23 protein-coding genes and 1 pseudogene are annotated in these 26,396 nt (G+C 68.9%); 21 read left to right on the top strand and 3 right to left on the bottom strand.

Features of this window, described 5'->3' with window-relative positions; all coding sequences use genetic code 11:
* Positions 1 to 16: 16 nt before the first annotated feature.
* The 7 genes from aroC to AC06G6_RS10575 all read left to right on the top strand — a co-directional run bounded on the left by aroC (position 17) and on the right by AC06G6_RS10575 (position 5,709).
* Entirely contained in the window at positions 17 to 1,216 is a 1,200-nt protein-coding gene (gene aroC, locus AC06G6_RS10605) for a chorismate synthase (protein WP_479821812.1), read from the top strand.
* Positions 1,217 to 1,281: 65 nt separating this feature from the next.
* Positions 1,282 to 1,821 (top strand): shikimate kinase, encoded by a 540-nt coding sequence (locus AC06G6_RS10600; protein ID WP_479828631.1) that lies wholly within the window; start codon positions 1,282 to 1,284, stop codon positions 1,819 to 1,821.
* Entirely contained in the window at positions 1,818 to 2,909 is a 1,092-nt protein-coding gene (aroB, locus tag AC06G6_RS10595; RefSeq protein WP_479821810.1) for a 3-dehydroquinate synthase, read from the top strand. Before AC06G6_RS10600 ends, aroB begins: the two co-directional genes overlap by 4 nt.
* Entirely contained in the window at positions 2,909 to 3,427 is a 519-nt protein-coding gene (locus AC06G6_RS10590) for a tetratricopeptide repeat protein (RefSeq protein WP_479821808.1), read from the top strand. Before aroB ends, AC06G6_RS10590 begins: the two co-directional genes overlap by 1 nt.
* Before the next feature lie 180 nt (positions 3,428 to 3,607).
* Positions 3,608 to 4,171 carry an elongation factor P gene (gene efp, locus AC06G6_RS10585; protein ID WP_056429593.1) on the top strand — a complete coding sequence of 188 codons (564 nt, stop codon included), beginning with the start codon at positions 3,608 to 3,610 and terminating at the stop codon, positions 4,169 to 4,171.
* On the top strand, positions 4,171 to 4,581 hold the full coding sequence (gene nusB, locus AC06G6_RS10580; protein ID WP_069951903.1) for a transcription antitermination factor NusB: 411 nt from the start codon (positions 4,171 to 4,173) through the stop codon (positions 4,579 to 4,581). Before efp ends, nusB begins: the two co-directional genes overlap by 1 nt.
* Positions 4,582 to 4,728: 147 nt before the next feature.
* A complete protein-coding gene (locus AC06G6_RS10575; protein ID WP_479821806.1) occupies positions 4,729 to 5,709 on the top strand; it encodes a serine hydrolase domain-containing protein in 981 nt (326 codons plus the stop codon).
* A gap of 7 nt (positions 5,710 to 5,716) precedes the next feature.
* Here the strand turns inward: AC06G6_RS10575 and AC06G6_RS10570 are convergent, their stop codons facing one another.
* Positions 5,717 to 6,985 (bottom strand): PrsW family intramembrane metalloprotease, encoded by a 1,269-nt coding sequence (locus AC06G6_RS10570; protein ID WP_479821804.1) that lies wholly within the window; start codon positions 6,983 to 6,985, stop codon positions 5,717 to 5,719.
* 136 nt (positions 6,986 to 7,121) lie between these two features.
* Here AC06G6_RS10570 and pyrR point away from each other — a divergent pair, with 136 nt between their 5' ends.
* The 13 genes and pseudogenes from pyrR to AC06G6_RS10505 all read left to right on the top strand — a co-directional run bounded on the left by pyrR (position 7,122) and on the right by AC06G6_RS10505 (position 23,246).
* Complete coding sequence (gene pyrR / locus AC06G6_RS10565; RefSeq protein ID WP_479821802.1) at positions 7,122 to 7,721, top strand: bifunctional pyr operon transcriptional regulator/uracil phosphoribosyltransferase PyrR; 600 nt, start codon at positions 7,122 to 7,124, stop codon at positions 7,719 to 7,721.
* Positions 7,718 to 8,760: pseudogene (locus AC06G6_RS10560) on the top strand (aspartate carbamoyltransferase catalytic subunit). The gene pyrR and the pseudogene AC06G6_RS10560 overlap by 4 nt, the downstream one beginning before the upstream one ends.
* Positions 8,760 to 10,133: a dihydroorotase gene (locus AC06G6_RS10555; protein ID WP_479821800.1), complete on the top strand. Its 1,374-nt coding sequence runs from the start codon at positions 8,760 to 8,762 to the stop codon at positions 10,131 to 10,133. Before AC06G6_RS10560 ends, AC06G6_RS10555 begins: the two are co-directional and overlap by 1 nt.
* On the top strand, positions 10,133 to 10,651 hold the full coding sequence (locus AC06G6_RS10550) for a PH-like domain-containing protein (protein ID WP_479821798.1): 519 nt from the start codon (positions 10,133 to 10,135) through the stop codon (positions 10,649 to 10,651). The genes AC06G6_RS10555 and AC06G6_RS10550 overlap by 1 nt, the downstream gene beginning before the upstream one ends.
* Positions 10,632 to 11,891 carry a glutamine-hydrolyzing carbamoyl-phosphate synthase small subunit gene (gene carA, locus AC06G6_RS10545; RefSeq protein ID WP_479821795.1) on the top strand — a complete coding sequence of 420 codons (1,260 nt, stop codon included), beginning with the start codon at positions 10,632 to 10,634 and terminating at the stop codon, positions 11,889 to 11,891. Before AC06G6_RS10550 ends, carA begins: the two co-directional genes overlap by 20 nt.
* Complete coding sequence (carB, locus tag AC06G6_RS10540) at positions 11,891 to 15,223, top strand: carbamoyl-phosphate synthase large subunit (protein ID WP_479821793.1); 3,333 nt, start codon at positions 11,891 to 11,893, stop codon at positions 15,221 to 15,223. Before carA ends, carB begins: the two co-directional genes overlap by 1 nt.
* Before the next feature lie 4 nt (positions 15,224 to 15,227).
* A complete protein-coding gene (pyrF, locus tag AC06G6_RS10535) occupies positions 15,228 to 16,094 on the top strand; it encodes an orotidine-5'-phosphate decarboxylase (RefSeq protein WP_479821791.1) in 867 nt (288 codons plus the stop codon).
* 963 nt (positions 16,095 to 17,057) lie between these two features.
* Positions 17,058 to 17,393, top strand: a complete 336-nt coding sequence (gene mihF / locus AC06G6_RS10530) for an integration host factor, actinobacterial type (protein ID WP_479821789.1) — start codon at positions 17,058 to 17,060, stop codon at positions 17,391 to 17,393.
* Positions 17,394 to 17,415: 22 nt separating this feature from the next.
* Entirely contained in the window at positions 17,416 to 17,988 is a 573-nt protein-coding gene (gene gmk, locus AC06G6_RS10525) for a guanylate kinase (RefSeq protein ID WP_479821787.1), read from the top strand.
* Between the two features lie 39 nt (positions 17,989 to 18,027).
* Positions 18,028 to 18,288: a DNA-directed RNA polymerase subunit omega gene (gene rpoZ, locus AC06G6_RS10520; RefSeq protein ID WP_011692102.1), complete on the top strand. Its 261-nt coding sequence runs from the start codon at positions 18,028 to 18,030 to the stop codon at positions 18,286 to 18,288.
* Positions 18,289 to 18,314: 26 nt separating this feature from the next.
* The gene (locus AC06G6_RS10515; protein WP_479821785.1) at positions 18,315 to 19,595 is read left to right on the top strand and encodes a bifunctional phosphopantothenoylcysteine decarboxylase/phosphopantothenate synthase; all 1,281 of its coding nucleotides are present in this window, start codon (positions 18,315 to 18,317) and stop codon (positions 19,593 to 19,595) included.
* A gap of 77 nt (positions 19,596 to 19,672) precedes the next feature.
* On the top strand, positions 19,673 to 20,908 hold the full coding sequence (gene metK, locus AC06G6_RS10510) for a methionine adenosyltransferase (RefSeq protein ID WP_307465293.1): 1,236 nt from the start codon (positions 19,673 to 19,675) through the stop codon (positions 20,906 to 20,908).
* Between the two features lie 184 nt (positions 20,909 to 21,092).
* Positions 21,093 to 23,246, top strand: a complete 2,154-nt coding sequence (locus AC06G6_RS10505; RefSeq protein WP_479821783.1) for a primosomal protein N' — start codon at positions 21,093 to 21,095, stop codon at positions 23,244 to 23,246.
* Between the two features lie 82 nt (positions 23,247 to 23,328).
* On the opposite strand, the gene AC06G6_RS10500 is transcribed toward AC06G6_RS10505, so the two are convergent.
* Positions 23,329 to 23,670 (bottom strand): YciI family protein, encoded by a 342-nt coding sequence (locus tag AC06G6_RS10500; protein WP_479821781.1) that lies wholly within the window; start codon positions 23,668 to 23,670, stop codon positions 23,329 to 23,331.
* Between the two features lie 398 nt (positions 23,671 to 24,068).
* Here AC06G6_RS10500 and AC06G6_RS10495 point away from each other — a divergent pair, with 398 nt between their 5' ends.
* Positions 24,069 to 25,958 carry an HNH endonuclease signature motif containing protein gene (locus AC06G6_RS10495; RefSeq protein WP_479821779.1) on the top strand — a complete coding sequence of 630 codons (1,890 nt, stop codon included), beginning with the start codon at positions 24,069 to 24,071 and terminating at the stop codon, positions 25,956 to 25,958.
* Here AC06G6_RS10495 and AC06G6_RS10490 read toward each other — a convergent pair.
* The gene (locus tag AC06G6_RS10490; protein WP_479821777.1) at positions 25,920 to 26,288 is read right to left on the bottom strand and encodes a ClpX C4-type zinc finger protein; all 369 of its coding nucleotides are present in this window, start codon (positions 26,286 to 26,288) and stop codon (positions 25,920 to 25,922) included. The two genes, AC06G6_RS10495 and AC06G6_RS10490, sit on opposite strands and share 39 nt — an antisense overlap.
* Between the last annotated feature and the right edge of the window lie 108 nt (positions 26,289 to 26,396).

Here is a 26,396-nt window from a genome sequence, read left to right as displayed (position 1 = left end):
TGGCAGGATGGATTTTATGTTGCGTTGGTTGACTGCCGGTGAATCCCATGGCCCGGCACTGGTCGGAATTATCGAAGGCGTGCCCGCCGGTGTGGAACTCACCAGCGCCCAGATCGCCGATTCGCTGGCCCGCCGCCGGCTCGGCTACGGCCGCGGCGCGCGGATGAAGTTCGAGCAGGATGTGGTCACGATCCTCGGCGGCGTCCGCCACGGCATCACCCAGGGCGGCCCCGTGGCCATCCAGGTCGGCAACACCGAATGGCCCAAATGGGAGCAGATCATGTCTGCCGACCCCGTGGACGCCGAGATCCTCGCCGACCAGGCCCGCAACGCCCCGCTGACCCGCCCCCGGCCCGGCCACGCCGACTTCACCGGCATGCAGAAATACGGCTTCGACGAGGCGCGCCCCGTGCTGGAGCGCGCCAGCGCCCGCGAAACGGCCACCCGAGTGGCCCTCGGCACCGTCGCCTCAGCGTTCCTCAGGCAGCTCGGCATCGAACTCGTCTCCCACACGGTGGCGATCGCCACTACTTCGGTCCCCGAAGGCCGGCCGCTGCCGGTCCCGGACAACGTCCTTGCCCTCGACGCCGACCCGCTGCGGTGCTTCGACCGCGAAACGTCCGACGCCATGGTCGCCGAGGTCGATATCGCGCACAAGGAAGGCGAAACCCTCGGCGGCGTCGTTGAGGTCCTCGCCTACGGACTCCCGCCGGGACTGGGCAGCTACGTCCACTGGGACCGCCGCCTCGATTCGCGGCTGGCGGCTGCCCTGATGGGCATCCAGGCCATCAAAGGCGTCGAGGTCGGCGACGGCTTCCTCACCGCCTCCCGCCGCGGCTCGGCCGCCCACGACGAGATCGTCAAGGACGCCGACGGCCGGATCATCCGCACCTCCAACCGTGCCGGCGGCATCGAAGGCGGCATGAGCATCGGCGACGTGCTCCGCGTCCGCGCGGCGATGAAGCCCATCGCCACCGTGCCGCGCGCCCTCAGGACCGTCGACGTCAGCACCGGCGAGGCCGCGAAGGCCCACCACCAGCGCTCCGACGTCTGTGCGGTCCCCGCGGCCGGGGTTGTCGCCGAGGCCATGGTGGCGCTCGTACTGGCCGAGGCGGTCACGGAAAAGTTCGGCGGCGATTCCGTGCAGGAAACCGCGCGCAACATCAAGGGTTATCTGGACAACATTCCGGCGTCCCTGGACTCGATCGGCCACTAGTGCCCGCCGAAACACCGGCCGTGCCGGCCCCGGCGGCTGCCCGGCCCGTTGCGCTGATCGGGCCGATGGCCGTCGGAAAATCGGCCATCGGACAGCAGCTTGCCCAGCAGCTGGGCGCCCGGTTCGTGGACACCGACGTTGTGGTGGTGGCCAGCCACGGATCCATCGCGGAAATCTTCGCCAGCCGCGGTGAGCACGCCTTCCGTGAGCTTGAAGCCAGGGCTGTCGCCCGCGCCATCGAGGACGCGCGGGGCAGCAATACGGTAATCTCACTGGGCGGCGGCGCCGTGCTGGACTCCGGCACCCAGCAGCTGCTGGAGCGCTGCACCGTGGTCTATCTCGAATGTGATGCGGACACCGTGGCGGAACGCATCAGTAGGAATTCCGGCCGGCCGCTCCTGGCCGGAGACGCCATGGAACGATGGAAGACCCTGTTCGCCACCCGGCGGCCGGTCTACGAACGGCTGGCCGACCTGGTCATCGATGTGCGGAACGGGTCCGTTCCGGACATCGCACACCGGCTTGAAATTGCGCTGCGCGGGTATGAGGCCGCGGGAACCGCGGCCGTACCCACGCCAGCGGCGACAAAGGAAGTTGAAAAGTGATCACCGAATCAACCGTCATCAAGGTCACCGGGCAGACGCCCGGGGAGAACTACGACGTCGTTGTGGGCCGCGGCCTGCTGGCCAGCCTGCCCGGGCTGCTGGGGGAGCGGGTCAAGCGTGTCCTGGTCATCCACCCGCGGGCGCTGCGCCTCACCGGCGACACCGTCAGGGAAGAACTCGCCTCGGCCGGCTTCACGGCGCTGACCGCCGAGATCCCCGACGCCGAAGAAGGCAAGCACATCGAGGTGGCCTCGTTCTGCTGGCAGGTGCTGGGACAGAACGACTTCACCCGCTCGGACGCCGTCGTCGCCGTCGGCGGCGGGGCCGTGACCGACCTGGCCGGATTCGTGGCAGCGACCTGGCTGCGCGGCGTCAAGGTCATCCACATGCCCACCAGCCTGCTCGGCATGGTGGACGCCTCCGTGGGCGGCAAGACCGGCATCAACACCGCCGAAGGCAAAAACCTCGTCGGGGCCTTCCACCCGCCGGCCGGTGTCCTCGCGGACCTCGACACCCTGGACACCCTGCCCAAGAACGAGATGATCTCCGGCATGGCCGAGGTCATCAAGTGCGGCTTCATCGCAGACCCGGCCATCCTCGAGCTGATCGAAAAGGATCCGGCCGCCGTCTCCGACCCCCGCTCGGACGCCGTCCGGGAACTCATCGAACGCGCCATCGCGGTGAAGGCCAGGGTCGTCTCCGAAGACCTCAAGGAAACCGGCCAGCGCGAAATCCTCAACTACGGCCACACCCTGGGCCACGCGATCGAACTGGTCGAGCGCTACTCCTGGCGCCACGGCGCCGCCGTCTCCGTCGGCATGATGTTCGCCGCGGAGCTGGCCCGCAGTGTCGGCCGCCTCAGCGACGCCGACGCCGACCGGCACCGCAGCATCCTGGAAAGCCTGGGGCTGCCCATCACCTACCGGCGCGACCGCTGGCAGGCGCTGCTCGACGGCATGCGGCGGGACAAAAAGTCCCGCGGCGACCTGCTGCGCTTCGTGGTGCTCGACGGCGTGGCCCGCCCGGGCATCCTTGACGTCCCGGACACCTCCCTGCTGTTCGCCGCGTACCAGGAGATCGCCTCCTGATGGGATTCCTCCCCGGCGGCACCAGCGACTGGCCGGATGCCGGGTTCCCCGGGATCAGGATCAATCCCGACAGCCTCGTGCCGCAGATCGTCAACGAGGACGCAGTCGCCGAAGCGCTGGCAGCCTCGACGGACCCCGGCGACCGGATCTTCGTGCTCCTCGTCAAAGGGCATCCCGCTGACGCCGCAGAACTGCTCGCCGAGGCCCGGTACACCGACCCGTCCTCGCTGCGCCTGCGCATCTTCGAAGCGGACGTCCTGCGGGTCTCCAACCGGCTGGACCGGGCCGTGGAACTGTTCCGGCAGCTGCTCGCAGAGACCCGCGGCACGCCGGACGAGGCGGTCATCCGCGAGCACCTCGGACGGTCCTACTTCGCCAGCGGCAACATCGCCGCCGCCGTCGAATCCTTCACCCAGGCGCTGGACCTTCGGGTGGCGGGATCCGCCGACGCAGCCCTGATCTACGCGTCCACCGTCGCGGTCCAGCGCGCCCGGGACGAGCTGGACCGCGCGTCCTGAGGCGGCGCAGCCGGGACCTCCGCGGAGGTCCCGCAGGGGAGCGTCCGGCAGCGGTCCCGCAGAACCGGTAGAATGGATCTTGGATTTTTGATAAATACGCGCTGGCGGGCCATTCGGCATGCTTGCCTGGCATAACCGGCTGGCGGCTAGCAGCAGCCAAAAACGAAACCAGAGGATACAGTGGCAACCACTAACGACATCAAGAACGGAACCGTGCTGAAGCTTGAGGGCCAGCTCTGGAACATCATTGAGTTCCAGCACGTCAAGCCCGGCAAAGGCGGCGCGTTCGTGCGCACCAAGATGCGTAACGTGATGTCCGGCAAGGTCGTCGACAAGACCTTCAACGCCGGACTCAAGATCGAGACCGCCACGGTTGACCGCCGCGACTACCAGTACCTGTACCAGGACGGCGCGGACTTCGTGTTCATGGACACGACCGACTTCGACCAGCTCACCGTTCCCGGCGCAACGGTCGGTGACGCCACCAACTTCATGCTGGAGAACCAGATGGTCAACATCGCCATCCACGAAGGCAACCCGCTGTACATCGAACTGCCCCCGAGCGTCGTGCTCGAGATCACCTACACGGAGCCGGGCCTGCAGGGCGACCGCTCCTCGGCCGGCACCAAGCCCGCCACCCTCGAAACCGGCTACGAGATCCAGGTGCCGCTGTTCGTTGAGAACAACACCAAGGTCAAGGTCGACACCCGCGACGGCAGCTACCTCGGGCGGGTCAACGACTAGTGAGTGCACGCGGTAAGGCCCGTAACCGGGCCCTGGATGTTCTCTTCGAGGCGGAACAGCGTTCCGTTTCGGCGTTCGATGTACTGAAATCCCGCCGGGAGCAGACGGACCAGATCGTCAACCCGTACACCCTTGAAATCGTTGAGGGCGTTGTCTCCCACCAGAGCGCGATCGACGAATTTCTGGAAACCTATTCGCAGGGCTGGACCCTGGAACGGATGCCCTCGGTGGACCGCATCATCCTGCGGATCGGCACCTGGGAACTGCTCTACAACGACGACGTTCCCGACGGCGTTGCCGTGAGCGAGGCCGTGGCACTGGCCAAGACCCTCTCCACGGACGAGTCGCCGTCGTTCATCAACGGCCTGCTGGGCCGGCTGCAGCAGCTGAAACCTTCGCTGCTCGCCTGAGTAGTAAGGCAATTAGGCACGCTCCACCAAGAACCCCGCCCGGGCACCCCGGGCGGGGTTCTTGCTGTCCCCGGTTCTTGCTGTCCCCGGTCCTTGCTGTCCCAGGGCGGGCTTTCACAGCGCTGATCAGCCGGATATCGTGGCCGGGTGGACACTGACGCCGCGCTCGAGGCAACACTCCGGACCCGGCTGGGATCCAGGCATCCGAGGTTTGCCGCGGCCGCCATCGCCGGTGGACAGACAACCTTCGCGATCAGCGGAGTCGCCCGGGGCTCCGATTTCGAGATCGGCTCGATCTCCAAGGCGATCACCGGCCTGCTGTACGCCGGTGCCTGCCGGCGGGGCGAAATATCCCCGGCCACGCCGCTCGGGGAACTGCTCCCGCTGGGAGACTGCCCGGCGGCCGGCGCCAGCCTGGGCACCCTGAGCCGGCATGCCTCGGGGCTGCCGCGGCTTCCGCCGCGGATGCCCGGAACCGCGGCCCCGCTGCGGCGGACGGCGTCACTTTTCCTGCGCGGGCAGAACCCGTACGGCGAGAGCCTGGCGGAACTGCTCGCGCAGGCCCGGGCGGTCCGGCTGAGGCCACCGCGGCCGCGGTATTCCAATCTCGGGTTCGAACTCCTCGGCCACGCGGTCGCGGCCGGTGCCGGGATGAGCTACCGGGACCTTGTGACGGCACGGCTCTGCGGGCCGCTGGCCCTTGCCTCGCTGTACCTGCCCGCCACCCCCGGCGAACTGGGCCCGGCTGCCCTGATCGGCAGCAGCCGGCGGGGCCGTCCCCGGCAGCCCTGGACCGGCGAGGCCCTGGCCCCGGCCGGCGGCATCCGGGCGTCCATCCAGGACCTCGCCCGGCTGAGCCGGGCCCTCCTGGACGGCTCCGCCCCGGGCCGCTCCGCGCTTGACCCGGTGGCGGACTTCGCCGGCCCGGCGGTCCGCATCGGCGCTGCCTGGCTCACCACCGACACCAGGGGCCGCCGGATCACCTGGCACAACGGCGGCACGGGCGGGTTCAGCAGCTGGATCGGCCTCGACCGGGAGGCAAACGCCGCAGTCGTGCTGCTCTCGGCGACGGCAGCAGCCGTTGACCGCCAGGGATTCGAGCTGCTGCGGGACCTGACGGCACGCTGAAACGCGCCTAACGAAGCACGGCGGCCCGGAGCTTAGTGATCTCGGCAAGCTGGTGCCGCTCATCGAGCTGGTGCGCCGGCACGTCCCGGCCGCTGAGGATCCGCTGCCGGGTGAAGGCAAGCTGGGTGCCGGCATGGAGCAGCGCCGTCATCTGCGGGCCCCGGCCGACGGATTTGGCCCAGCGCAGGGCGGAACGCCGCCCGCCGGGGGTGGCCAGCATCTCCACCTCGGCCGCGGTGAACCAGCCCGCCGCCGCGTACTCCTTGAGCCGCTGGCGGGTGAGCCGGCGCTCCGCCACCCGCAGCAGCACGATGACCAGGACCGCCAGCAGGAAGATCGGCACCTGCACCAGCAGGTACTGGGCCAGGAAGTTCTCGCCCATGCTGTTCCAGGCGCTGTGCAGCAGCATCGCGGGAACGAGTCCGACGGCGAACGCAAGCACGGACAGCCCGTTGTGCCAGCGGCGCGCCGCGAAGCCCATGATCAGGCCGGTGGTTCCGGTGAAAATGGCGTGGGCGAACGGCGACATGACCCCGCGCAGGAAGAACACCACCGCAAGGTCCGTGCCCGGATCGCTGGACGCGGCGATCGCGCGGCCGAAGTAGAGGATGTTCTCGGTGAACGCGAAGCCGGCCGCGATCGTGAACGCAAACACCACGCCGTCGACCGGTCCGTCGAAGTGTTTCCGGGCGAAGATCAGCAGCAACAGCAGCCCCAGGGACTTGGCGAATTCCTCCACCACCGGCGCCTGGACCGTCACGGCGAACGTTGTGTAGTCCAGACCCGAGGCCGGTCCCGCCACGAGCGAGAAATAGGGCTGGATCAGCATCGTCACCGCAATCGAAACCACGGCTCCCCAGACAAAGGCGAACAGCAGCAGCGGCTTGGGCTCCGGCTCCCAGCGGTCGATGAAGCGCACCGTCAGCAGCACCGTCCCCAGCGGAATCAGCGAGGCGATAAAGCCGATGACGAAGCCGGAAATGCCGGTGCTGCCCAGCAGGAACGGCAGGACCAGGAACAGGCTGATGAACGCCAGGAACCCGCCCGCCAGCACAAGACCCACCACGCCGGCGGAGCGGCGGCCGCCCCGGACCGGAGGCAGGGCGGGCGGGAGAACCGGCTGGACCCGGCCGCGGTTGTTCGCCGGCGCCTGCTGGTAATACTCCGGCCGGACGTGCCCCAGCCACGTCGGGTTGGCCTGCTGCGGCAGCGGGCGCTGGCCGCCGGGGGAGTAGCCGAGGTGGTCAGGTCCCCGCCGCGGATCGTTCGTCGTCATGCACCCGAGCCTATGTCCGTGTGAGCTGAAACGCATGCCGGCGGCGCCGGGGCGCCGGCCCCGCTGTGGTAATTTGGGAACGCAAATAATCCTTTTTTAATTCCGTCCCGTGAGGCGGGGAAAGGGGAGACGAGCGTTGACTTCTGTTCCAGAAGCACCGGTTCCGGCCAAGGTTGTACTTACCCGAGTGGTACTCAACCAGGCGGACATCGACCGTGCACTCACTCGTATCGCCCACGAAATCCTGGAGTCCAACAAGGGCTCCCAGGACCTGGTCCTGCTGGGCATCCCGCGCCGCGGCTACCCCCTCGCCGTCCGGCTCGCCGCCAAGATTGCCGCCGCCGATCCCACCGTGGACCCCGCCGCAATCGTCGGGCAGCTGGACGTAACCATGTTCCGCGACGACCTCTCGCACCAGGGGATGCGCCCGCCGTACCCCACCCAGCTTCCCCGCACCGGCATCGACAACAAGGTTGTGGTGCTGATTGACGACGTCCTGTACTCCGGGCGGACCATCCGGGCCGCCCTCGACGCGATCATCGACCTCGGCCGCCCGCGCAGCGTCCGCCTCGCGGTGCTGATCGACCGCGGCCACCGGGAACTGCCCATCCGCGCGGACCACGTCGGCAAGAACCTCCCCACCTCCTCCTCCGAGAAGGTCCGGGTCCGGCTCGCCGAAACCGATGCGGTCGACGGTGTTCCGGTCAACGAAGTGGTCATCGAGGCCACCGCGTGAGGCACCTGCTCTCCACCGAAGACCTGAGCCGGTCCAACGCCATCCGCATCCTTGACACCGCCGAGGAAATGGCGGCCGTGGGGGAGCGCGAGGTCAAAAAGCTTCCCACCCTGCGCGGCCGCACCGTCGTCAACCTGTTCTTCGAGGACTCCACGCGCACCCGGATCTCCTTCGAAGCCGCCGCCAAACGGCTCTCCGCCGACGTCATCAACTTCGCGGCGAAGGGCTCCTCCGTCTCCAAGGGTGAATCCCTCAAGGACACGGCCCAGACCCTCTCCGCGATGGGGGCGGACGCGGTCGTCATCCGGCACTGGGCCTCCGGCGCCCCGCACCGGCTCGCCGCCACGGACTGGATCGACGCCGCCGTGATCAACGCCGGCGACGGCACCCACGAACACCCCACCCAGGCGCTGCTGGACGCCTTCACCATGCGCCGGCACTGGTCCAAACTGGCCGGCACCCGTCCGCCGGCGCCGACCTCAGCGGCATGCGGGTCGCGATCGCCGGGGACGTGCTGCACTCCCGGGTGGCCCGCTCCAACGTCTGGCTGCTGCGCACCCTCGGCGCCGAGGTCACTCTCGTCGCCCCGCCGACGCTGCTGCCGATCGGCGTCGAAAAGTGGCCGTGCAGCGTCAGCTACGACCTCGACGAGACCTTGGCCCGCGGCGTCGACGCGATGATGATGCTGCGCGTGCAGGGCGAACGGATGAATGCCTCCTTCTTCCCGACCACCCGCGAATACTCCCGCCGCTGGGGCTTCGACGACAACCGGCTCCGCGCTCTGGACAGCCTGGGCCTCAAGGACACCATCATCATGCACCCCGGGCCGATGAACCGCGGCCTGGAGATCTCCTCCGCCGCGGCCGACTCGCCCCGCTCCACGGTGCTGGCCCAGGTCCGCAACGGCGTGTCCATCCGCATGGCAGCCCTGTACCTGCTGCTCTCCGGGGACACCCGCGAACCGGCGCACCAGGCGAACTCCACCCATTCCACCCCCGCAGAGCACACCTCCGCCCTCGTCACCAAGGAGAGCCACTAATGGCATCACAGCAACAGGACGCAGGCACCGGTGCCTACCTGATCCGCGGCGCCGCCATCCTCGGCGGAGCCCCTGAAGACCTCCTCATCCGGGACGGGATCATCGCCGAACGCGGGCAGAACCTTCCGGCCGACGGCGCGACCGTCATCGAGGCCGCCGGGCTCGTGGCCCTCCCCGGCATGGTGGACATCCACACCCACCTGCGCGAACCCGGCCGCGAAGACGCCGAAACGGTCGAGACCGGCACCCGTGCCGCGGCCCTGGGCGGCTACACGGCCGTGCACGCGATGGCGAACAGCACCCCGGTGGCGGACACCGCCGGCGTCGTCGAGCAGGTCCTCACCCTCGGCCGGACCGCCGGCTGGGTGGACGTCCGCCCGGTCGGCGCGGTCACGGTCGGCCTCGCGGGGGAGCAGCTGGCCGAACTCGGCGCGATGGCCGACTCCCGCGCCCACGTCCGGGTCTTTTCCGACGACGGGATCTGCGTCCACGATCCCGTCCTGATGCGCCGCGCGCTGGAATACGTCAAGGCGTTCGACGGCGTCGTGGCCCAGCACGCGCAGGAACCGCGGCTCACCGCCGGGGCGCAGATGAACGAGGGCGAGGTCTCCGCCGTCCTCGGCCTCACCGGCTGGCCCGCCGTCGCCGAGGAAAGCATCATCGCCCGCGACGTGCTGCTCGCCCAGCACGTGGGCTCCCGGCTGCACGTCTGCCACGTCTCCACGGCCGGATCCGTGGAGATCATCCGCTGGGCCAAGTCCCGCGGCGTCAACGTCACGGCCGAGGTCACCCCGCACCACCTCTGGCTCACGGACGAGCTGGCCCGCAGCTACGACCCGGTCTACAAGGTCAACCCGCCGCTGCGCACCGACGCCGACGTCCAGGCCCTGCGCGCCGCACTGGCCGACGGCACGATCGACGTCGTGGGCACCGACCACGCCCCCCACCCGAGCGAGCACAAGGAATGCGAATGGGCGCAGGCCGCCATGGGCATGACCGGGCTGGAAACCGCGCTGTCCGTGGTGCAGCACACCATGATCGAAACCGGGCTGATGGGCTGGGCTGACTTCGCCCGGGTCACCTCCACGGCGCCGGCCGCGATCGGCCGGCTGGAGGACCAGGGCCGCCCGCTCGACGCCGGCGAACCCGCCAACGTCACACTCGTGGACCCGGCTGCGCGCTGGACCGTGGACCCTTCTAAGATGGCAACCATGGGCCGTAACTCTCCGTTTGCCGGCCGGGAACTGCCCGGCAAGGTGGTCGCGACGTTCTTCAAGGGCCACCCCACCGTCCTCGACGGCAAACTGAACACCCCGTACCGGTGGCTCCCCGAAAACACCGAGCAGCCCGGCACCGCGGCAGGCAGCATCTGATGGTCAAGGAACTGTCGCTGATCCTCACGCTGGTCCTGATCGGCGTCGCGCTGGCCCTGATCTGGCTCGGCTGGCGGAACCGGCTGCGCCGCCAGGCCGACGTCGACCCGCTGCCGGAGATCCCGGCGGAACTGGGCGCGGCCGTGGCGGTCGCCGACGGCCAGTACGTGGCCTCCACCACCGCCGGCGACTGGCTGGACCGCATCGCCGTGCACAACCTGGGGATCCGCACCAACGCCGAACTCAGCGTCCACCCGGAGGGCGTGCTCTTCGACCGCTCCGGCGCCGGCCCGGTCTTCATCCCGGCCGCCAGCCTCACCGGGGTGCGGCAGGAAAGCGGCATGGCCGGCAAGTTCGTCGAAAAGGACGGCCTGCTGGTGCTCAGCTGGATGCTCGGCAGCCGTGAACTGGATTCCGGGTTCCGCACCCGGCACGCCGACGACAAAACCACCCTCCTCAACGCCCTGCAAGATTTGATCCCCGCGGCCCCTCAGGCCGATGCCGATAGTGGAAAGTAACGACGTGACGGACTCCAACGAAGGTTCACAAACAGTGTCAGCAACAGCAGCAGCATCCACCCCGGCAGCCCTCGTCCTCGAGGACGGCCGGATTTTCCGCGGGACCAGCTACGGCGCCACCGGAACCGCGCTCGGCGAGGCCGTGTTCGCGACCGGCATGACCGGCTACCAGGAGACCATCACGGACCCCTCCTACGCCCGCCAGCTGGTGGTCCAGACCGCCCCGCACATCGGCAACACCGGCGTGAACAAGGACGACGCCGAGTCCCGGCGGATCTGGGTGGCCGGCTACATCGTCCGCGATGCCGCCCGCCGGCCCTCCAACTGGCGCTCCGAGCGTTCCCTGGACGATGAGCTTCTCGAGCAGGGAATCGTGGGCATCCAGGGCGTGGACACCCGCGCCATCACCCGCCACCTGCGCGAACACAAGACCATGCGCGCCGGGATCTTCTCCGGCGACGCCGTCCGGGCCACGGACAAGGAACTCGTGGACGCCGTCCTGGCGAGTGCCCCGATGGAAGGCTCACGCCTGGCCGAGGAAGTCAGCGTGGACGAGGCCTACACCGTGGAGCCCAAGGACTGGGGCTGGGACGGCGAGCCGCGGTTCAGCATCGCCGCGATCGACCTCGGCATCAAGCGGATGACCCCGATCCGGTTCGCCGAGCGCGGCGTCCGCGTGCACGTGCTGCCGGCCACCGCCACCCTGGCCGACGTCCAGGCGGTCAACCCCGACGGCTTCTTTATGTCCAACGGCCCGGGCGACCCCGCCACCGCCGACAGCCAGGTCAAGCTGCTCCGCTCTGTCCTGGACGAGAAGATCCCGTACTTCGGGATCTGCTTCGGCAACCAGATCCTGGGCCGCGCCCTGGGCTTCGGCACCTACAAACTGCGCTACGGCCACCGCGGCATCAACCAGCCGGTGATGGACCGCCGCACCGGCAAGGTCGAGATCACCTCGCAGAACCACGGCTTCGCCGTCGACGCCCCGCTCGACGGCGCCACGCAGGCCCCCGAGGAGCGCTTCGGCCGCGTCGAGGTCAGCCACGTGAGTCTCAACGACGACGTCGTCGAAGGCCTGTCCTGCCTGGACATCCCGGCGTTCTCGGTGCAGTACCACCCCGAGGCCGCCTCCGGACCGCACGACGCCGCCTACCTCTTCGACCGCTTCATCGACCTGATGGCGGACACTGCTTCAAAGACAAAGACTGCCACCGAATCCAAGACTGAGGATACGAAGTAATGCCCAAGAGAACTGACCTTAAGAGCGTCCTGGTCATCGGTTCCGGTCCGATTGTGATCGGCCAGGCCGCCGAATTCGACTACTCCGGCACCCAGGCACTGCGCGTCCTCAAGGAGGAAGGCCTCCGCGTCATCCTCGTCAACTCCAACCCGGCCACCATCATGACCGACCCGGAGTTCGCCGACGCCACCTACATCGAGCCGATCACCCCGGAGGTGGTCGAGAAGATCATCGCCAAGGAACGCCCGGACGCGCTCCTGCCCACCCTGGGCGGCCAGACCGCGCTGAACACCGCCATCGCCCTGGACAAGAACGGCGTGCTGGAGAAGTACAACGTCGAGCTGATCGGCGCCAACATTGCCGCGATTGAACTCGGCGAGGACCGCGAGAAGTTCAAGGGCGTCGTGGAACGCTGCGGCGCCGAATCGGCCCGCAGCCACATCATCCACACCATCGACGAGGCACTGGCCGCCGCCGAGGACCTCGGCTACCCGATGGTCGTCCGGCCCTCCTTCACCATGGGCGGCCTCGGCTCCGGCCTCGCCTACGACGAGAAGGACCTCCGCCGGATCGTCGGCCAGGGGCTGCAGTACAGCCCCACGTCCGAGGTGTTGCTCGAAGAGAGCATCCTGGGCTGGAAGGAATACGAGCTCGAGATGATGCGCGACAAGAACGACAACGTCGTGGTCGTCTGCTCCATCGAGAACTTCGACCCGGTCGGCGTGCACACCGGCGACTCGATCACCGTCGCCCCGGCCCTGACCCTGACGGACCGCGAGTACCAGCGCCTGCGCGACATCTCCATCGCCGTCATCCGCGAGGTCGGCGTCGACACCGGCGGTTGCAACATCCAGTTCGCCGTCGAGCCGGACACCGGCCGCGTCGTCGTGATCGAGATGAACCCGCGCGTCTCCCGTTCCTCCGCCCTGGCCTCCAAGGCCACCGGCTTCGCGATCGCCAAGATCGCCACCAAGCTCTCCCTCGGTTACACGCTCGACGAGATCCCGAACGACATCACCCAGAAGACCCCGGCGTCCTTCGAGCCGACCCTGGACTACGTCGTCGTGAAGGTCCCGCGGTTCGCGTTCGAGAAGTTCCCGGCGGCGGATCCCACCCTGACCACCACCATGAAGTCGGTGGGCGAGGCCATGGCCATGGGCCGGAACTTCACCGAGGCCCTGCAGAAGGCGCTGCGGTCCCTGGAGCAGAAGGGCTCCCAGCTGGACTTCAGCCACGTCCCGGAATGGGAAGTCGCGGAGCTGATCGAGAAGTCCAAGCGGCCCACCACCGACCGCCTGCACCAGGTCCAGCGGGCCATGCTCGGCGGCGCCACCGTGGAGCAGCTCTTCGAAGCCACGAAGATCGACCCGTGGTACCTGGACCAGCTCCAGCTGCTGAACGAGATCTCCGTCGAGATCCGCAAGGCCGCCGCGCTGACCCCGGAGATGCTCAAGCGCGCCAAGCGCCACGGCTTCTCCGACGAGCAGATCGGGGCCCTGACGCACAACTCCGAGGACGTCGTCCGCGGCGTCCGGCAGGCCCTCGGCATCCGCCCGGTGTACAAGACCGTGGACACCTGCGCCGCCGAATTTGCCGCGTACACCCCGTACCACTACTCCTCCTACGACGAGGAGGACGAGGTCGCGCTGCACGCCAAACCGTCCATTATCATCCTCGGGTCCGGCCCGAACCGGATCGGGCAGGGCATCGAATTCGACTACTCCTGCGTGCACGCCTCGATGGCGCTGCGCAAGGCCGGCTACGAGACCGTGATGGTCAACTGCAACCCCGAGACCGTCTCCACCGACTACGACGTCTCCACCCGGCTGTACTTCGAGCCGCTCACCCTGGAGGACGTGCTGGAGGTCATCGCGGCGGAGGAGCGCACCGGCGGCGTGATGGGCGTCTTCGTCCAGCTCGGCGGCCAGACCCCGCTCAAGCTCGCCCAGCAGCTAGCCGACGCCGGCGTGCCGATCCTCGGCACGTCCCCGGAAGCGATCGACCTGGCCGAGCACCGCGGCGCCTTCTCCCGGGTGCTCGACAAGGCCGGGCTGATCTCGCCGAAGAACGGCACGGCCGTGTCCTTCGAGGACGCCAAGAAGATCGCCGATGAGATCGGCTACCCGGTCCTGGTCCGGCCGTCCTACGTGCTCGGCGGCCGCGGCATGGAGATCGTCTACGACGAGCCCAATCTCTCGCGCTACATTGCCAACGCCACCGAGATCACCACCGAGCACCCGGTGCTGATCGACCGGTTCCTCGAGGACGCCGTCGAAATCGACGTCGACGCCCTCTACGACGGCACCGAGATGTACCTCGGCGGCATCATGGAGCACATCGAGGAAGCTGGCATCCACTCCGGCGACTCGGCCTGCGTGCTGCCGCCCATCACCCTGGGCAACAACGTGCTCGAGCGGGTCCGCGCCGCGACGCTGGCGATCGCCGAGGGCGTGGGTGTCCGCGGCCTGATCAACATCCAGTTCGCCTTGGCCTCCGACGTGCTCTATGTCTTGGAAGCCAACCCGCGGGCCTCCCGCACGGTGCCGTTCGTCTCCAAGGCGACCGGCGTGCAGATGGCGAAGGCCGCTGCCCTGATCGGCACCGGCGTCACCGTCAACCAGCTCCGCACGGCCTACAAGATGCTGCCGGAAACCGGTGACGGGTCCACGCTGCCGCTGGACGCCCCGGTCTCGGTCAAGGAAGCCGTGCTGCCGTTCAGCCGCTTCCGCACGCCGGAGGGCAAGGTCGTCGATTCGCTGCTCGGGCCGGAAATGCGGTCCACCGGCGAGGTCATGGGCATCGACAAGCACTTCGACACCGCCTTCGCCAAGAGCCAGGCCGCCGCCAACAACGCGCTGCCCACCGAGGGCAAGATCTTCGTCTCGGTGGCCAACCGGGACAAGCGCTCGGTCATCATGGGAGTCAAGCGCCTCTCCGACCTCGGCTTCGAGATCGTCTCCACCGGCGGCACCGCCGATGTGCTGCGCCGCAACGGCATCCAGGCCACCCCGGTCCGGAAGGTCGCCGAGGGCTCCAGCGCCGAGGGGGAGGGCACCATCGCCGACCTCGTCATCGCCGGGGAGATCGACATGGTCTTCAACACCCCCTCGGGCGGCGAGGCCCGCAGCGACGGCTACGAGCTGCGCGCCGCCGCTACCTCGATCGGCATCCCGTGCATCACGACGGTCGCCGAGTTCAACGCCGCCGTCCAGGCCATCGAGGCGCTGCGCACCTACGAGTGGTCGGTCACGAGCCTGCAGGAGCACGCGGCGGCACTCTTCGCCTCGCACGAACGGGTCGCGCAGGAACGGGTCACGCAGAATGCCGGCTGACGGCATGCCTGAGGGCAGCACCGGCGGCACGGCCGGCCGGGAGTCCTTCGGCTCCCGGCTGGGCCGGGCCATGGCGGACCGCGGCCCGTTGTGCGTCGGGATCGACCCGCACCCGGCGCTGCTGGGCAGCTGGGGACTGAACGACGACGTCGCCGGGCTGGAGCGGTTCTCGCTCACCGTCCTGGAAGCGGTGGCTTCGCTCGCTGCCGCGGTCAAGCCTCAGGTGGCGCTGTACGAGCGGCACGGCTCCCAGGGCATGGCCGTGCTGGAGCGCACCCTTGCCGCGGCGGCGGACGCCTCGGTGCTGACCATCGCCGACGCGAAGCGCGGCGACATCGGCTCCACCATGGCCGCTTACGCAGATGCCTGGCTGCGGGACGGGTCCGCCCTGGCAGCCGACTCGGTCACGCTGAGCCCGTATCTGGGCTTCGAATCGCTCCGCCCGGCCCTGGACCTCGCGGCGCAGACCGGCCGCGGCGTCTTCGTCCTGGCGCTGACATCCAACCTGGAGGGCGCGTCCGTCCAGCACGTCGGCGGCGCGGACTCCGTTGCCCGCCGGATCGTGCGGGCAGCCGCAGCAGAGAACAAGCGCTACGCGGGGGAGCTGGGGTCCACCGGCCTCGTCGTCGGCGCGACGGTCGGCTCCGCCCTCACGGACCTGGACCTCGATCTCGCCGCGGTGCGCGGTCCGATCCTGGCTCCGGGCCTCGGCGCGCAGGGCGCCACTGCCGCGGATCTGCGCCGCACCTTCGGCAGCGCCTACGGCCAGGTGCTTGGAACGTCCAGCCGTGACATCCTCGGCGCCGGCCCGCGGATCCAGGACCTGCGCGACGCCGCCCGGCGGACCCTCGAGGAGCTGCGCGCGGCGTAGCCATTGGTGCCACGTAGCCATGAACGTCATGCTGTATTTATTTGCGGGCACAGGGGCCACAAGAATCACATCGGGCACAGCGGCCGAGGTGCCCCGGCGGCGAGCAGGGAGGCCGGGCTGGTCCCGGCACCCGGAAGGCCCTCACCACGAGTCTCGGGGCACCAGTGTGACGCAAATGGCTGTTATGGTCCGCGGAATAGCGGCCATTCGTGTCAGATCGCCGCAGCCGAGCACGGAATAGCGGCCATTCGTGTCAGATGGCCGCAGCCGGAGACCGCTGTCAGGCGTCTCGGCGCACCCATGTGACGCGAATGGCCGCTATGGTTCCCGGAATGGCGGCCATTCGTGTCAGATCGCCGCAGCCGGAGACCGCTATCAGGCGTCTCGGCGCACCCATGTGACGCAAATGGCTGTTATGGTCCGCGGAATAGCGGCCATTCGTGTCAGATCGCTGCAGTCGGGCCCGGAATAGCGGCCATTCGTGTCAGATCGCTGCAGTCGGGCCCGGAATAGCGGCCATTCGTGTCAGACCGCCGCAGCCGGAGACCGCTGTCAGGCGTCTCGGCGCACCTATGTGACGCAAATGGCCGTTATGGTGCGCGGAATAGCGGCCATTCGTGTCAGATCGCTGCAGTCGAGCACGGAATAGCGGCCATTCGTGTCAGATCGCTGCAGTCGAGCACGGAATAGCGGCCATTCGTGTCAGATCGCTGCAGTCGAGCACGGAATGGCGGCCATTCGTGTCAGATGGCCGAGGCCAGGCGCCGTCGCACGGCCGCCGCTGGTCTGCCGCCGGTCCGCCGTTGTCTGTTCCGGGTGGCCGCGCCGCCGAACTTGTGCATTGATTTCTGCCTCGTCAAGACGGTAGGTTCAGGACAAGTCCGCGGTACCGGCCGGGGTGCTGTTCGGCCCGTCCGGCCGGGCCGTTTGCGCGGTCCGCCCGACAATGCAGGGAGGCATTCAGTGAGTCTGCGACCCCTCACTCCGCAGGAGCGTGCCGACGCCTTGGGCAAGGCCGCCGCCGCCAGGACCACCCGGGCCACCGCCAAGGACCGGCTCAAGACCGGAGAGCTGTCCATTGCGGAGCTGCTCAGCGCCGGGGAGACTGACGACGCGATCGCGCGGATGAGGATCGTGGAACTGCTCGAGGCGCTTCCCGGCATCGGGAGGGTGCGGGCCGCGGCCATCATGGAACAGCTCGGCATCGCGGCGTCGCGCCGGGTCCGCGGCCTGGGAATTCACCAGCGCCGGGCGCTGGTAGATTTTATAGACGACAAACAGCCCGGTCCGCCGCGCTGACCCACCCCGCACGAAGGAATATGTGAGCAAGAAACCGGGACTGACAGTCCTCGCCGGCCCGACGGCTGTTGGCAAAGGCACCGTGTCCACCTACATCCGGGACAACTATCCCGGCGTCTGGCTTTCCGTCTCGGCGACCACCCGGCCCCCTCGGCCCGGCGAAGTCGACGGCGTGCATTACTTCTTCAAGTCCGCCGAGGAATTCGATTCCCTGGTCGAGAACGGCGAACTCCTGGAGTGGGCCGTGGTCCACGGACGCAACCGCTACGGCACCCTGCGCAGCACGGTGGACGCCGCGATCGCCGACGGCCGTTCGGTGCTCCTGGAGATCGACCTCCAGGGCGCCCGGCAGGTCAAGCAGGCCGTGCCGGAGGCCCAGTTTGTCTTCCTGGCACCGCCGAGCTGGGACGAAATGGTCCGCCGCCTGGTGGGCCGCGGCACGGAAACAGCGGAAGAACAGCAGCAGAGGTTGGAAACCGCTAAACTAGAACTTGCCGCTGAACCGGAGTTTGACCACACCGTCATCAATGATGACGTTCGACGGGCAGCGGACGAGCTTGTTTCACTCATGGGGCTGACCCCGAACCCACGCTAGGCGCCGGGACGTATCGGCCCGTTAGAATTTGGAGAATTCGTGTCCACGAACCTTGAAGGCATCATCAACCCGCCGATCGACGAGCTGCTGAAGGCCGCTGATTCGAAGTACGGACTGGTGATTTTCGGCGCCAAGCGCGCCCGCCAGATCAACGCGTACTACGCCCAGCTGCACGAGGGCCTGTTCGAGTACGTCGGCCCGCTGGTCGACACTAAGCTGAACGAGAAGTCGCTCTCCATCGCCCTGCGCGAGATCAACGAAGGCAAGCTCGTTTCCACGCCGATCGAACCTGCAGAGTAATCACGCAGCCGCAGGCGGGGTCTCACATGCGCATAGTCCTCGGAGTCGGGGGAGGGATAGCCGCCTACAAGGTGGCGTCGCTCCTCCGGCTTTTTACTGAAGCCGGCCATGACGTCACCGTCATCCCCACGGAGGCCGCGACCCGTTTCGTCGGCGTCGCCACGTGGGAGGCGCTGTCCGGGCATCCGGTCAGCAACAGCGTCTTCGACGACGTGCACACGGTCAACCACGTCCGCCTCGGCCACGAGGCCGAGCTAATCGTGGTGGCCCCCGCCACCGCCGACCTGCTGGCACGCGCTGCCACCGGCCAGGCCAACGACCTCCTGAGCAACACCCTCCTGATGGCCGGCGGCTGCCCGGTGCTGATGGCCCCCGCCATGCACACCGAGATGTGGCAGCACCCGGCGACCCAGGCCAACGTCGAGACGCTCCGCAGCCGGGGCGTCACCGTGCTGGAGCCCGCCTCCGGCCGGCTGACCGGTTCGGACTCCGGACCGGGCCGGCTCCCGGAACCCGAGGCCATCTTCGAAGCGGCACTGGCTCTCGCCGGTGCCCCGTCGGCGCCGGAAACGGCGCCGCTGCCGGCGTCGGACGGCGTTCTGTCCTCACCGCGGGGTCCGTTGGCCGGGCTCACCGTCACGATCAGCGCCGGCGGCACCCGCGAACCCCTGGATCCCGTCCGGTTCCTCGGCAACCGGTCCTCCGGCAAGCAGGGGGTGGCGCTGGCCGCCGCCGCCCGCGACGCCGGCGCCAGGGTCCGGCTGCTGGCCGCCCACATGGACGTCCCGCCGCCGGCCGGCGTGAACGTGGTCAGGGTCGAGACCGCCCTGGAGCTCCGCAAGGCCGCCCTGCACGCCTCCGCCGACTCCGACGTCATCATCATGGCCGCCGCCGTCGCCGACTTCCGCCCGGCGGATGTCTCCGGGACGAAAATCAAGAAGCGCGACGACGTCGCCGATCCCGTCATCTCGCTGGTCCGGAACCCGGACATCCTGCGCGAGCTCGTCGAGACCCGGGATGCGGCCTCCCGCCACCAGCTGATCGTCGGGTTCGCAGCCGAGACCGGCGACGCGGACGGCGACGTCCTGGACTACGCCGCCGCCAAGCTGCGCCGCAAGGCCTGCGACCTGCTGGTGGTCAACCACGTGGGACAGGACAAGGTCTTCGGCGAGGACACCAACTCCGTAGTCATCCTTTCCCGTACCGGCTCCGAACCCCAAGAGGCGTCGGGTTCCAAATCCGACGTCGCGGCTGCCGTGATTGACCGCATCAGCGCCGAGCTGAGCCGGGTTGTCCCGCCCGCCTGAACCGGCGTAAGCAACGTCTCCTTAGCACAGGGACACACGCCGCCGGACGTCCGTTTTCCAACCAGTAAGGTAGTTGAGTGACTTTACCGCTGCACATCCCTGACTTTCACGGGTCCACGCCCCCCTCGCTCCGGCTCTTCACGTCCGAGTCGGTGACCGAAGGCCATCCCGACAAGATCTGCGACCAGATCAGCGATGCGATCCTCGATGCCCTGCTGGCCAAGGACCCCGAGTCCCGGGTTGCCGTGGAGACGCTGGCCACCACCGGGCTGGTCCACGTTGCCGGCGAGGTCACCACCGACGCCTACGTCGAAATCCCGCAGATCGTCCGGGAAACCATCCTGGGCATCGGCTACGACTCCTCGGCCAACGGGTTCGACGGCGCCCGCTGCGGTGTGTCCGTCTCGATCGGCCAGCAGTCCAACGACATCGCCGGCGGCGTCTTCAATTCGCTCGAAGCCCGCGAGGGTCGCCAGGAGGACGATTACGATCTCCAGGGCGCCGGTGACCAGGGCCTGATGTTCGGCTACGCCAGCGACGAGACCCCCTCCTACATGCCGGTGCCGATCTGGCTCGCCCACCGTCTTTCCGAACGGCTCACCGAGGTCCGCAAGAACGGCGAACTGTCCTACCTGCGCCCCGACGGCAAGACCCAGGTCACGGTCGGCTACGACGGCGACCGGCCCGTCTCGGTCGAGACCGTGGTGATTTCCAGCCAGCACGCCGAGGGCGCCAGCCTGGACCAGCTCCGCGCCGACCTCGCCGCCCATGTCGTCGACCCGGTCATGGCGCTGTCCAACCTGGACATCTCCCGGGCCAAAAACATCCTGAACCCGGCCGGCGCCTTCGTCATCGGCGGCCCGGTCGGCGACGCCGGGCTCACCGGCCGCAAGATCATCGTGGACACCTACGGCGGCATGGCCCGCCACGGCGGCGGTGCCTTCTCCGGAAAGGACCCGTCCAAGGTGGACCGCTCGGCGGCGTACGCGATGCGCTGGGTAGCCAAGAACGTGGTGGCTGCCGGTCTCGCGAAGCGCGCCGAAATCCAGATCGCCTACGCGATCGGCCAGGCCCGCCCGGTGGGAACCTACGTCGAGACCTTCGGCACCGAGACCGTCGATCCCGCCCGGATCAGTGCCGCGATCGCCGAGATCTTCGACCTGCGCCCCCGGGCCATCATCGACGCCCTCGACCTCAAGCGCCCGATCTATGCCAAGACCGCCGCGCACGGCCACTTCGGCCGCGAGGATCCGGACTTCACCTGGGAGCGGCTGGACCGGGTGGATGCGCTGAAGGCCTTCTTCAACGCCTGAGACGCCCCTGCCCCTGTCTGGAGATGCTGTCTCGACTTTTGTCTTGGACTGCCGTCCCGAATTAATGTCACTGCCCTGTGATGTGCTGTAGCCAGGCCGCCGATCCCGGCGGCCTGGCTATTCTTTGTTGAGCCGGCGCCATCTGGGCCGGCGCTGACCCGTTACCGAAGGGAGGACACCCGCGATGAGCCCGATCCATGGCGCCGCCGTGCCGGACGAGCCCTTCCAGTTGTCGCTGCTGCAGGGCTTTCCAGCCTCCGCGGCCGCGGCCCCCGGCCCGCCCCTCGCCGAGCTGTTCCCGGTGGCCCGGGTGCGGCTCGAGTCGTCCCTTCCGCACCTTGACCGGCCCTTCGACTACAGCGTGCCCGCAGGGCTCGACGCGGCGGCGCAGCCGGGTGTGCGGGTGAAGGTGAAGTTCAACGGCCAGGAACTGGCCGGATACCTGATCGAACGGGTGGCCGAATCCGACGCCGGGCACCCCCTGGTCCCGCTGCACAAGGTGGTCTCTCCGGTCCCGGTGCTGACGGCGTCCGTCGCGGACCTCGCCTACCGCGTCGCGGCGCGTTACGCCGGGAACGTCAGCGACGTCCTCCGTGTCGCCGTGCCGCCGCGGATGGCAAAACTCGAAAAGGATCTCGCGCCGGAGGGAGTCCTGGATCCGGCCCTCTTCGCGGACGGGGCCGACAACGGGGCGGGACCGGCCATCCCCGCCGGCCTGGAAGCCTCCGGCTGGTCCTCGTACCGCAACGGCCGGGCCTTCCTGCAGCACCTCAACGCCGGGGAGTCGCCGCGGGCCGTGCTCGGCGCGCTCCAGGGTTACGGTCCCGGTGGCTGGCCCCGCCTGATTGCCGAGGCGGTCGCGGCCGTGCGCCTGTCCGGCCGCGGCGCCGTCGTCGTCGTGCCCGACTACCGGGACCTGGACCGGGTGGAAGCCGCCCTCCTGCAGCTCCTGCCGGCCGGTGACGTAGCCCGGCTCACCGCGGATGACGGCCCGACCCCGCGCTACCGCAGTTTCCTGCGCATCCTCAGCGGCGCCGCCGGGGTCGCCGTCGGCACCCGTTCCGCCGCCTACGCTCCCGTCCACAATCTTGGCCTGGTGGTCTGCTGGGATGACGGCGACGACCTGCACATCGAGCAGCGTTCACCCTATGCCCACTCCCGCGAGGTCCTGCTGCTGCGCGCCGAGCAGGAGGGTGCCGCGTGCCTGCTCGCCGGGCACACCCGGAGCACCGAAACTCAGCGCCTCATCGAGGCAGGGTGGGCCTGGCCGGTGGAAGCGGACCGCGCCGTCGTCCGCCGGACCGTTCCGCGGGTGCTGAACACCGCGGACAGCTACGAACTTGAACATGATCCGCTGGCCAGGATTGCCCGGCTGCCGGGCGCCGCCTGGCGCGCCGCCAAGGACGGACTTGAACGCGGCCCGGTCCTGGTCCAGGTGGCGAGGGCGGGCTACGCGCCATCGCTTGCCTGCGACAACTGCCGCGAACCGGCGCGCTGTACCGCCTGCAGCGGGCCGCTGGCCATCGCCGGAGCCAGCGGGAGCTCCGCCGTGCCGCAGTGCCGGTGGTGTTCGACGCCGGCGCCGGCCTGGCGCTGCGGCACGTGCAACGGGGTCCGGCTCCGGCGGGGCGCCACCGGGGCGCTGCGCACGGCCGAGGAACTCGGACGCGCGTTCCCCGGCAAACCCGTCGTTACCTCGTCCGGGGACCGGGTGCTGGCCACGGTTCCGGATTCGAAAGCGCTGGTCGTGGCCACGGTCGGCGCGGAGCCTGTCGCAGCGGGCGGTTACGCGGCGGCACTGCTGCTCGACGGCGACTCGTTGCTGCGGCGTGAGAACCTGCGGGCGGGGGAGGACGCCGTCCGGCGCTGGTTCAACGCCGCCGCCCTGGTCCGGCCCGCGGGTGACGGCGGTCTGGTGGTCATCACCGCGGACGACGCAGCCGGCGTCGGGGCCCTGCTGCGCTGGGACCCTGCCGGCTACGCCCAGCGGGAACTGTCTTTGCGCCAGGAACTTCAACTGCCGCCGGCTGTCCGGGTCGCCTCCATCACCGGCGGCCGGACCGCCGTCGGGCACTTCGGCCAGGCCGTCGAGCAGCAGCTTGGCACGCAGGGGATCGTGCTGCGGACCGCAGGCCCGGCCCCCCTCGTCATGGCCGGCGGCCCCGGCCCGGCAGGGTCCCAGGGAAAAGCCGATGAGGACGTGCGGACGCTGCTGTTCATCCCCTACGGCCAGGCCGCACAAGTCACCCGCGCGCTCCGTGCGGTCAAGGTGGCCGCTGCGGCCAAACGCACCGATGACCCGGTCCAGCTGCGGCTCGACGGCGTGGACGTGTTTTAGGACTTTCCCGGCCGAGGCAACGAGCCGAGCCAGCCGCCGACGTACAGCAGGGGCCGATCGGCTCTGCACGAGGTTACCGTCGTCAGCTTGCCGGGTCGTATTGGAACTGCCGGAGTTCTTGCGAGCAGCGGCAGGCGACGGCGATCTTCGCGGCCCACTCGAGTGCCGCCTCCCGCGAGGGCAGCTCAAGAATGGTGTAGCCGCCGTTAGGCACCTTGTGGCCCGGGTACGTTCCCTCGGTGACGGTGCCGTCACCGGCCACGAGCACCGGGTCTACGTCTTCATTGATCCCGCCGCCGAAGACGTACACGCCCGCCGCTTTGGCCTCATCGATGACGGCGTGCGAGGCTTCGACGACAGCCTCGAACTCCTCCTCGGGGACTACCATGGCCTCACCAGGGAACGAGATCAGGTACTTCGTCATGCGAGGACTCCTCTGCTCCGGCGGCACTATCCGTCGGCTCTTTCCTGCGGCACCGCTCTGGTGCCCAGACCGATTATGACTCCCGCGCCGGACCTGTCGTCAAGGTACAGCGTCCCGACCAACCCGCAGAACCTGCTCGAGGGGTACCGTCTCAGCGCACTTTCCAAAGCGCGCGCCCGCGTGGGAGGGGTCAGTCGTGGATCACTTCGACACGATCGAGTTCTGCGCGGGGGGTTGCGGGTCGAGGTCTTCAGATGGTGGAGGTTTGGCCTCCCTCTTTTCAACGGTCGATCCAGGTCTTTCACCCTGGGCGGCCGGAACTTGGCCCCTCAGGGCGTCTCGCTGGACCGCGTCCGACTTCATCATTTATTGTCGGTGGCTCGTGATCAGATGGGGGTATGGAAAGCACGGTGTGGAGTGCGGAGAGCAGGGCGGCCCTGGCGGCTGTCGCCGCGTCCGTTGCCGCGCTGACCGCAATCAGCGGCGCCGGGGCGGACCATGCTGATCCGTCCGGCATTGATCCGTCCGGCATTAATCCGTCCGGCGCCGTTCCGTCCCGGGAGACGGAGTCTGATCCGCTGTGGGCGGATCCGTTGCGGGATCGGACGGATTCCTGCCTGGACGGACTCTCAGGGTGGGCCGTTCTGGAAGCTAGTTCGGCCGCGCTGAAGGTGCATCTGACCGCTGATTACGCGGAGGCGACCCGGGCGATGGCGTCCCCGACCGCGTCTCTTCATGACCGCTCCGTCCAGGAGATGGCGATGGTCGCCGAGGTCGCGTGTGTCCTGACGGTCAGTGAGCACGCCGCCGGTGCCCTGCTGGGTCAGAGCCAGGCCCTGACGACGCAGCTGCCGCTGACCCTGGAGGCGTTGCAGGCCGGGACGATCTCCTGGGCCCACGCCCGGATCATGGTGGACGAAACCGGTGATCTGGGCCGGGAAGGGGCGGCGGCGCTGGAGGCGCACTTCCTGGACCCCGACGCGCCCAGCCCGGCCCGCGGGTGCCCGGCCGGGGACCTCGTCCCGGGCCGGTTCCGCGCCAAATCCCGCACCTGGCGCGAACGCCATCACCCGGACAGCATCGAACAACGCCACGCCAGGTCCGCGAAGGACCGGCGGGTCGAGTTCGCTCCGGACCGGGACGGGATGGCCTGGTTCTCCGCGTACCTCCCGGCGGTGACGGCCGCGGGGATCTGGGAACGGACCACCGCCGCCGCCCGCGCGCTCCAGGGCCCGGACGAGACCCGCACCCTGACCCAGCTCCGCGCCGACGTCGCCGCCTCCCTGCTCCTGGGCCCCGGTGCCGGCGCCGACGGCAACGGCGGCGGCGTTGATGGCAACGGTCTAACCGGGGATGTGCCGGTCCCGCGGGCGCAGGTCCTGATCACCGTCCCGGTCCTGTCCCTGCTCGGAGCCACCGAGGAACCGGCGATGCTGGACGGATACGGGCCGATCCCGCCGTCCATGGCCCGCCGCCTGCTCGCCGACGGCGCGGAGTCCTTCCACCGCGTCCTGACCGACCCCCGCGACGGCGCCCCGCTGGAAATCGGCCGGACCAACTACCGCCCCACCAAGGCCATGCGCCGCTGGCTCCGGCTCCGCGACGGCCGGTGCCCCTTCCCGGGCTGCAACAACGCCTCCCTGGGCAACGAGGCCGACCACCTCCTGGCCTGGGCCGACGGCGGCACCACCGGGATCACCAACCTCGGCCAGCCATGCCGCAAGCACCACGGCCTCAAACACGCCTCGGCCTGGACACCGTCCGGGGCCAGCAAAGACAAACCGCCCGGCTGGACTTCACCCTCCGGCAGGTACTACCCCAGCGAACAGCAGGACTGGGAACCACCCGACTGGCCACCCCACCTCCAGCCCACCGGCGAAGGCTTCGACGAAGAAGGCCCGCCCGCGGATCCCGGCTGGGATCCCGATCTGGACCTGCCCGCGGAACCCGGTTGGGATCCCGATCTGGACCTGCCCGCGGATCCCGGTTGGGATCCCGATCTGGACTTGCCCCCGGATCCCGGTTGGGATCCCGACCTGGACCTGCCCGCGCATCCGGGCTGGGATCCCGATCTGGACCTGCCCGCGGACCTGGACTCGGACCCCAACCTGGAACTGCCGCCGGATCCCTTCACGGACTGGTACCTGTTCACAGCCGGGCACGATTTCCCTGCAGCGGTCGCGGAGGATACGCCCTGGCCAGCGCCCCTCGAAGACCCTTTCGAGGTATGCCTTCCAGTCCAATGTGACTCAGCGGCCGTCCGGGGACCGAAAGCGTTCCCACGCTGACTGGCGCGTCATGCCCAATGCGGCGCCAATGCGTGCCCAGCTGATATTTCTTTGCCGGGCGATCCCTACCCAGGCGCACAGCCGCTGTTCGACTTGCGCGGCGACTGCGGAAATTTCCGGCAGGTGGGCGAGTAGCTCTTCATCAGTCATTGTCGCCCAGGGAACCTTTGCCGGTGAGCTGTCCGTGCCGCTCAAGAGCTTGATGGATGACTTGGCGCAGTCCCCGCAGATGGCGACACCCGGACCTGCCACCAGGCGACGCTTACTGCGGGCTGGTGTTGCACAGAAGCTGCACATCATCGGGCCTTCAAGTGGCAGTTCGACTTCCACGTCATTCTCCTTGAGCACGTTGGCTAACGATGTTCAGTGTAGTTGACGTGTCAGGCGTACCCTGACAGATTGTCAGGCGTGACCTTACAGCCAGCCGTAGATGCCGGG

It is taken from the genome of Arthrobacter sp. CJL-S3, from assembly GCF_056711635.1.
This window is presented reverse-complemented; position numbering and strand designations above follow the sequence as displayed.

Coding starts and splice junctions, on each gene's coding strand:
- aroC (WP_479821812.1), top strand. CDS start 17: ATGTTGCGTTGGTTGACTGCCGGTGAATCCCATGGCCCGGCACTGGTC.
- AC06G6_RS10600 (WP_479828631.1), top strand. CDS start 1,282: ATGGCCGTCGGAAAATCGGCCATCGGACAGCAGCTTGCCCAGCAGCTG.
- AC06G6_RS10590 (WP_479821808.1), top strand. CDS start 2,909: ATGGGATTCCTCCCCGGCGGCACCAGCGACTGGCCGGATGCCGGGTTC.
- AC06G6_RS10570 (WP_479821804.1), bottom strand. CDS start 6,985: ATGACGACGAACGATCCGCGGCGGGGACCTGACCACCTCGGCTACTCC.
- AC06G6_RS10555 (WP_479821800.1), top strand. CDS start 8,760: ATGGCATCACAGCAACAGGACGCAGGCACCGGTGCCTACCTGATCCGC.
- AC06G6_RS10550 (WP_479821798.1), top strand. CDS start 10,133: ATGGTCAAGGAACTGTCGCTGATCCTCACGCTGGTCCTGATCGGCGTC.
- carA (WP_479821795.1), top strand. CDS start 10,632: ATGCCGATAGTGGAAAGTAACGACGTGACGGACTCCAACGAAGGTTCA.
- carB (WP_479821793.1), top strand. CDS start 11,891: ATGCCCAAGAGAACTGACCTTAAGAGCGTCCTGGTCATCGGTTCCGGT.
- pyrF (WP_479821791.1), top strand. CDS start 15,228: ATGCCTGAGGGCAGCACCGGCGGCACGGCCGGCCGGGAGTCCTTCGGC.
- AC06G6_RS10515 (WP_479821785.1), top strand. CDS start 18,315: ATGCGCATAGTCCTCGGAGTCGGGGGAGGGATAGCCGCCTACAAGGTG.
- AC06G6_RS10505 (WP_479821783.1), top strand. CDS start 21,093: ATGAGCCCGATCCATGGCGCCGCCGTGCCGGACGAGCCCTTCCAGTTG.
- AC06G6_RS10500 (WP_479821781.1), bottom strand. CDS start 23,670: ATGACGAAGTACCTGATCTCGTTCCCTGGTGAGGCCATGGTAGTCCCC.
- AC06G6_RS10495 (WP_479821779.1), top strand. CDS start 24,069: ATGGAAAGCACGGTGTGGAGTGCGGAGAGCAGGGCGGCCCTGGCGGCT.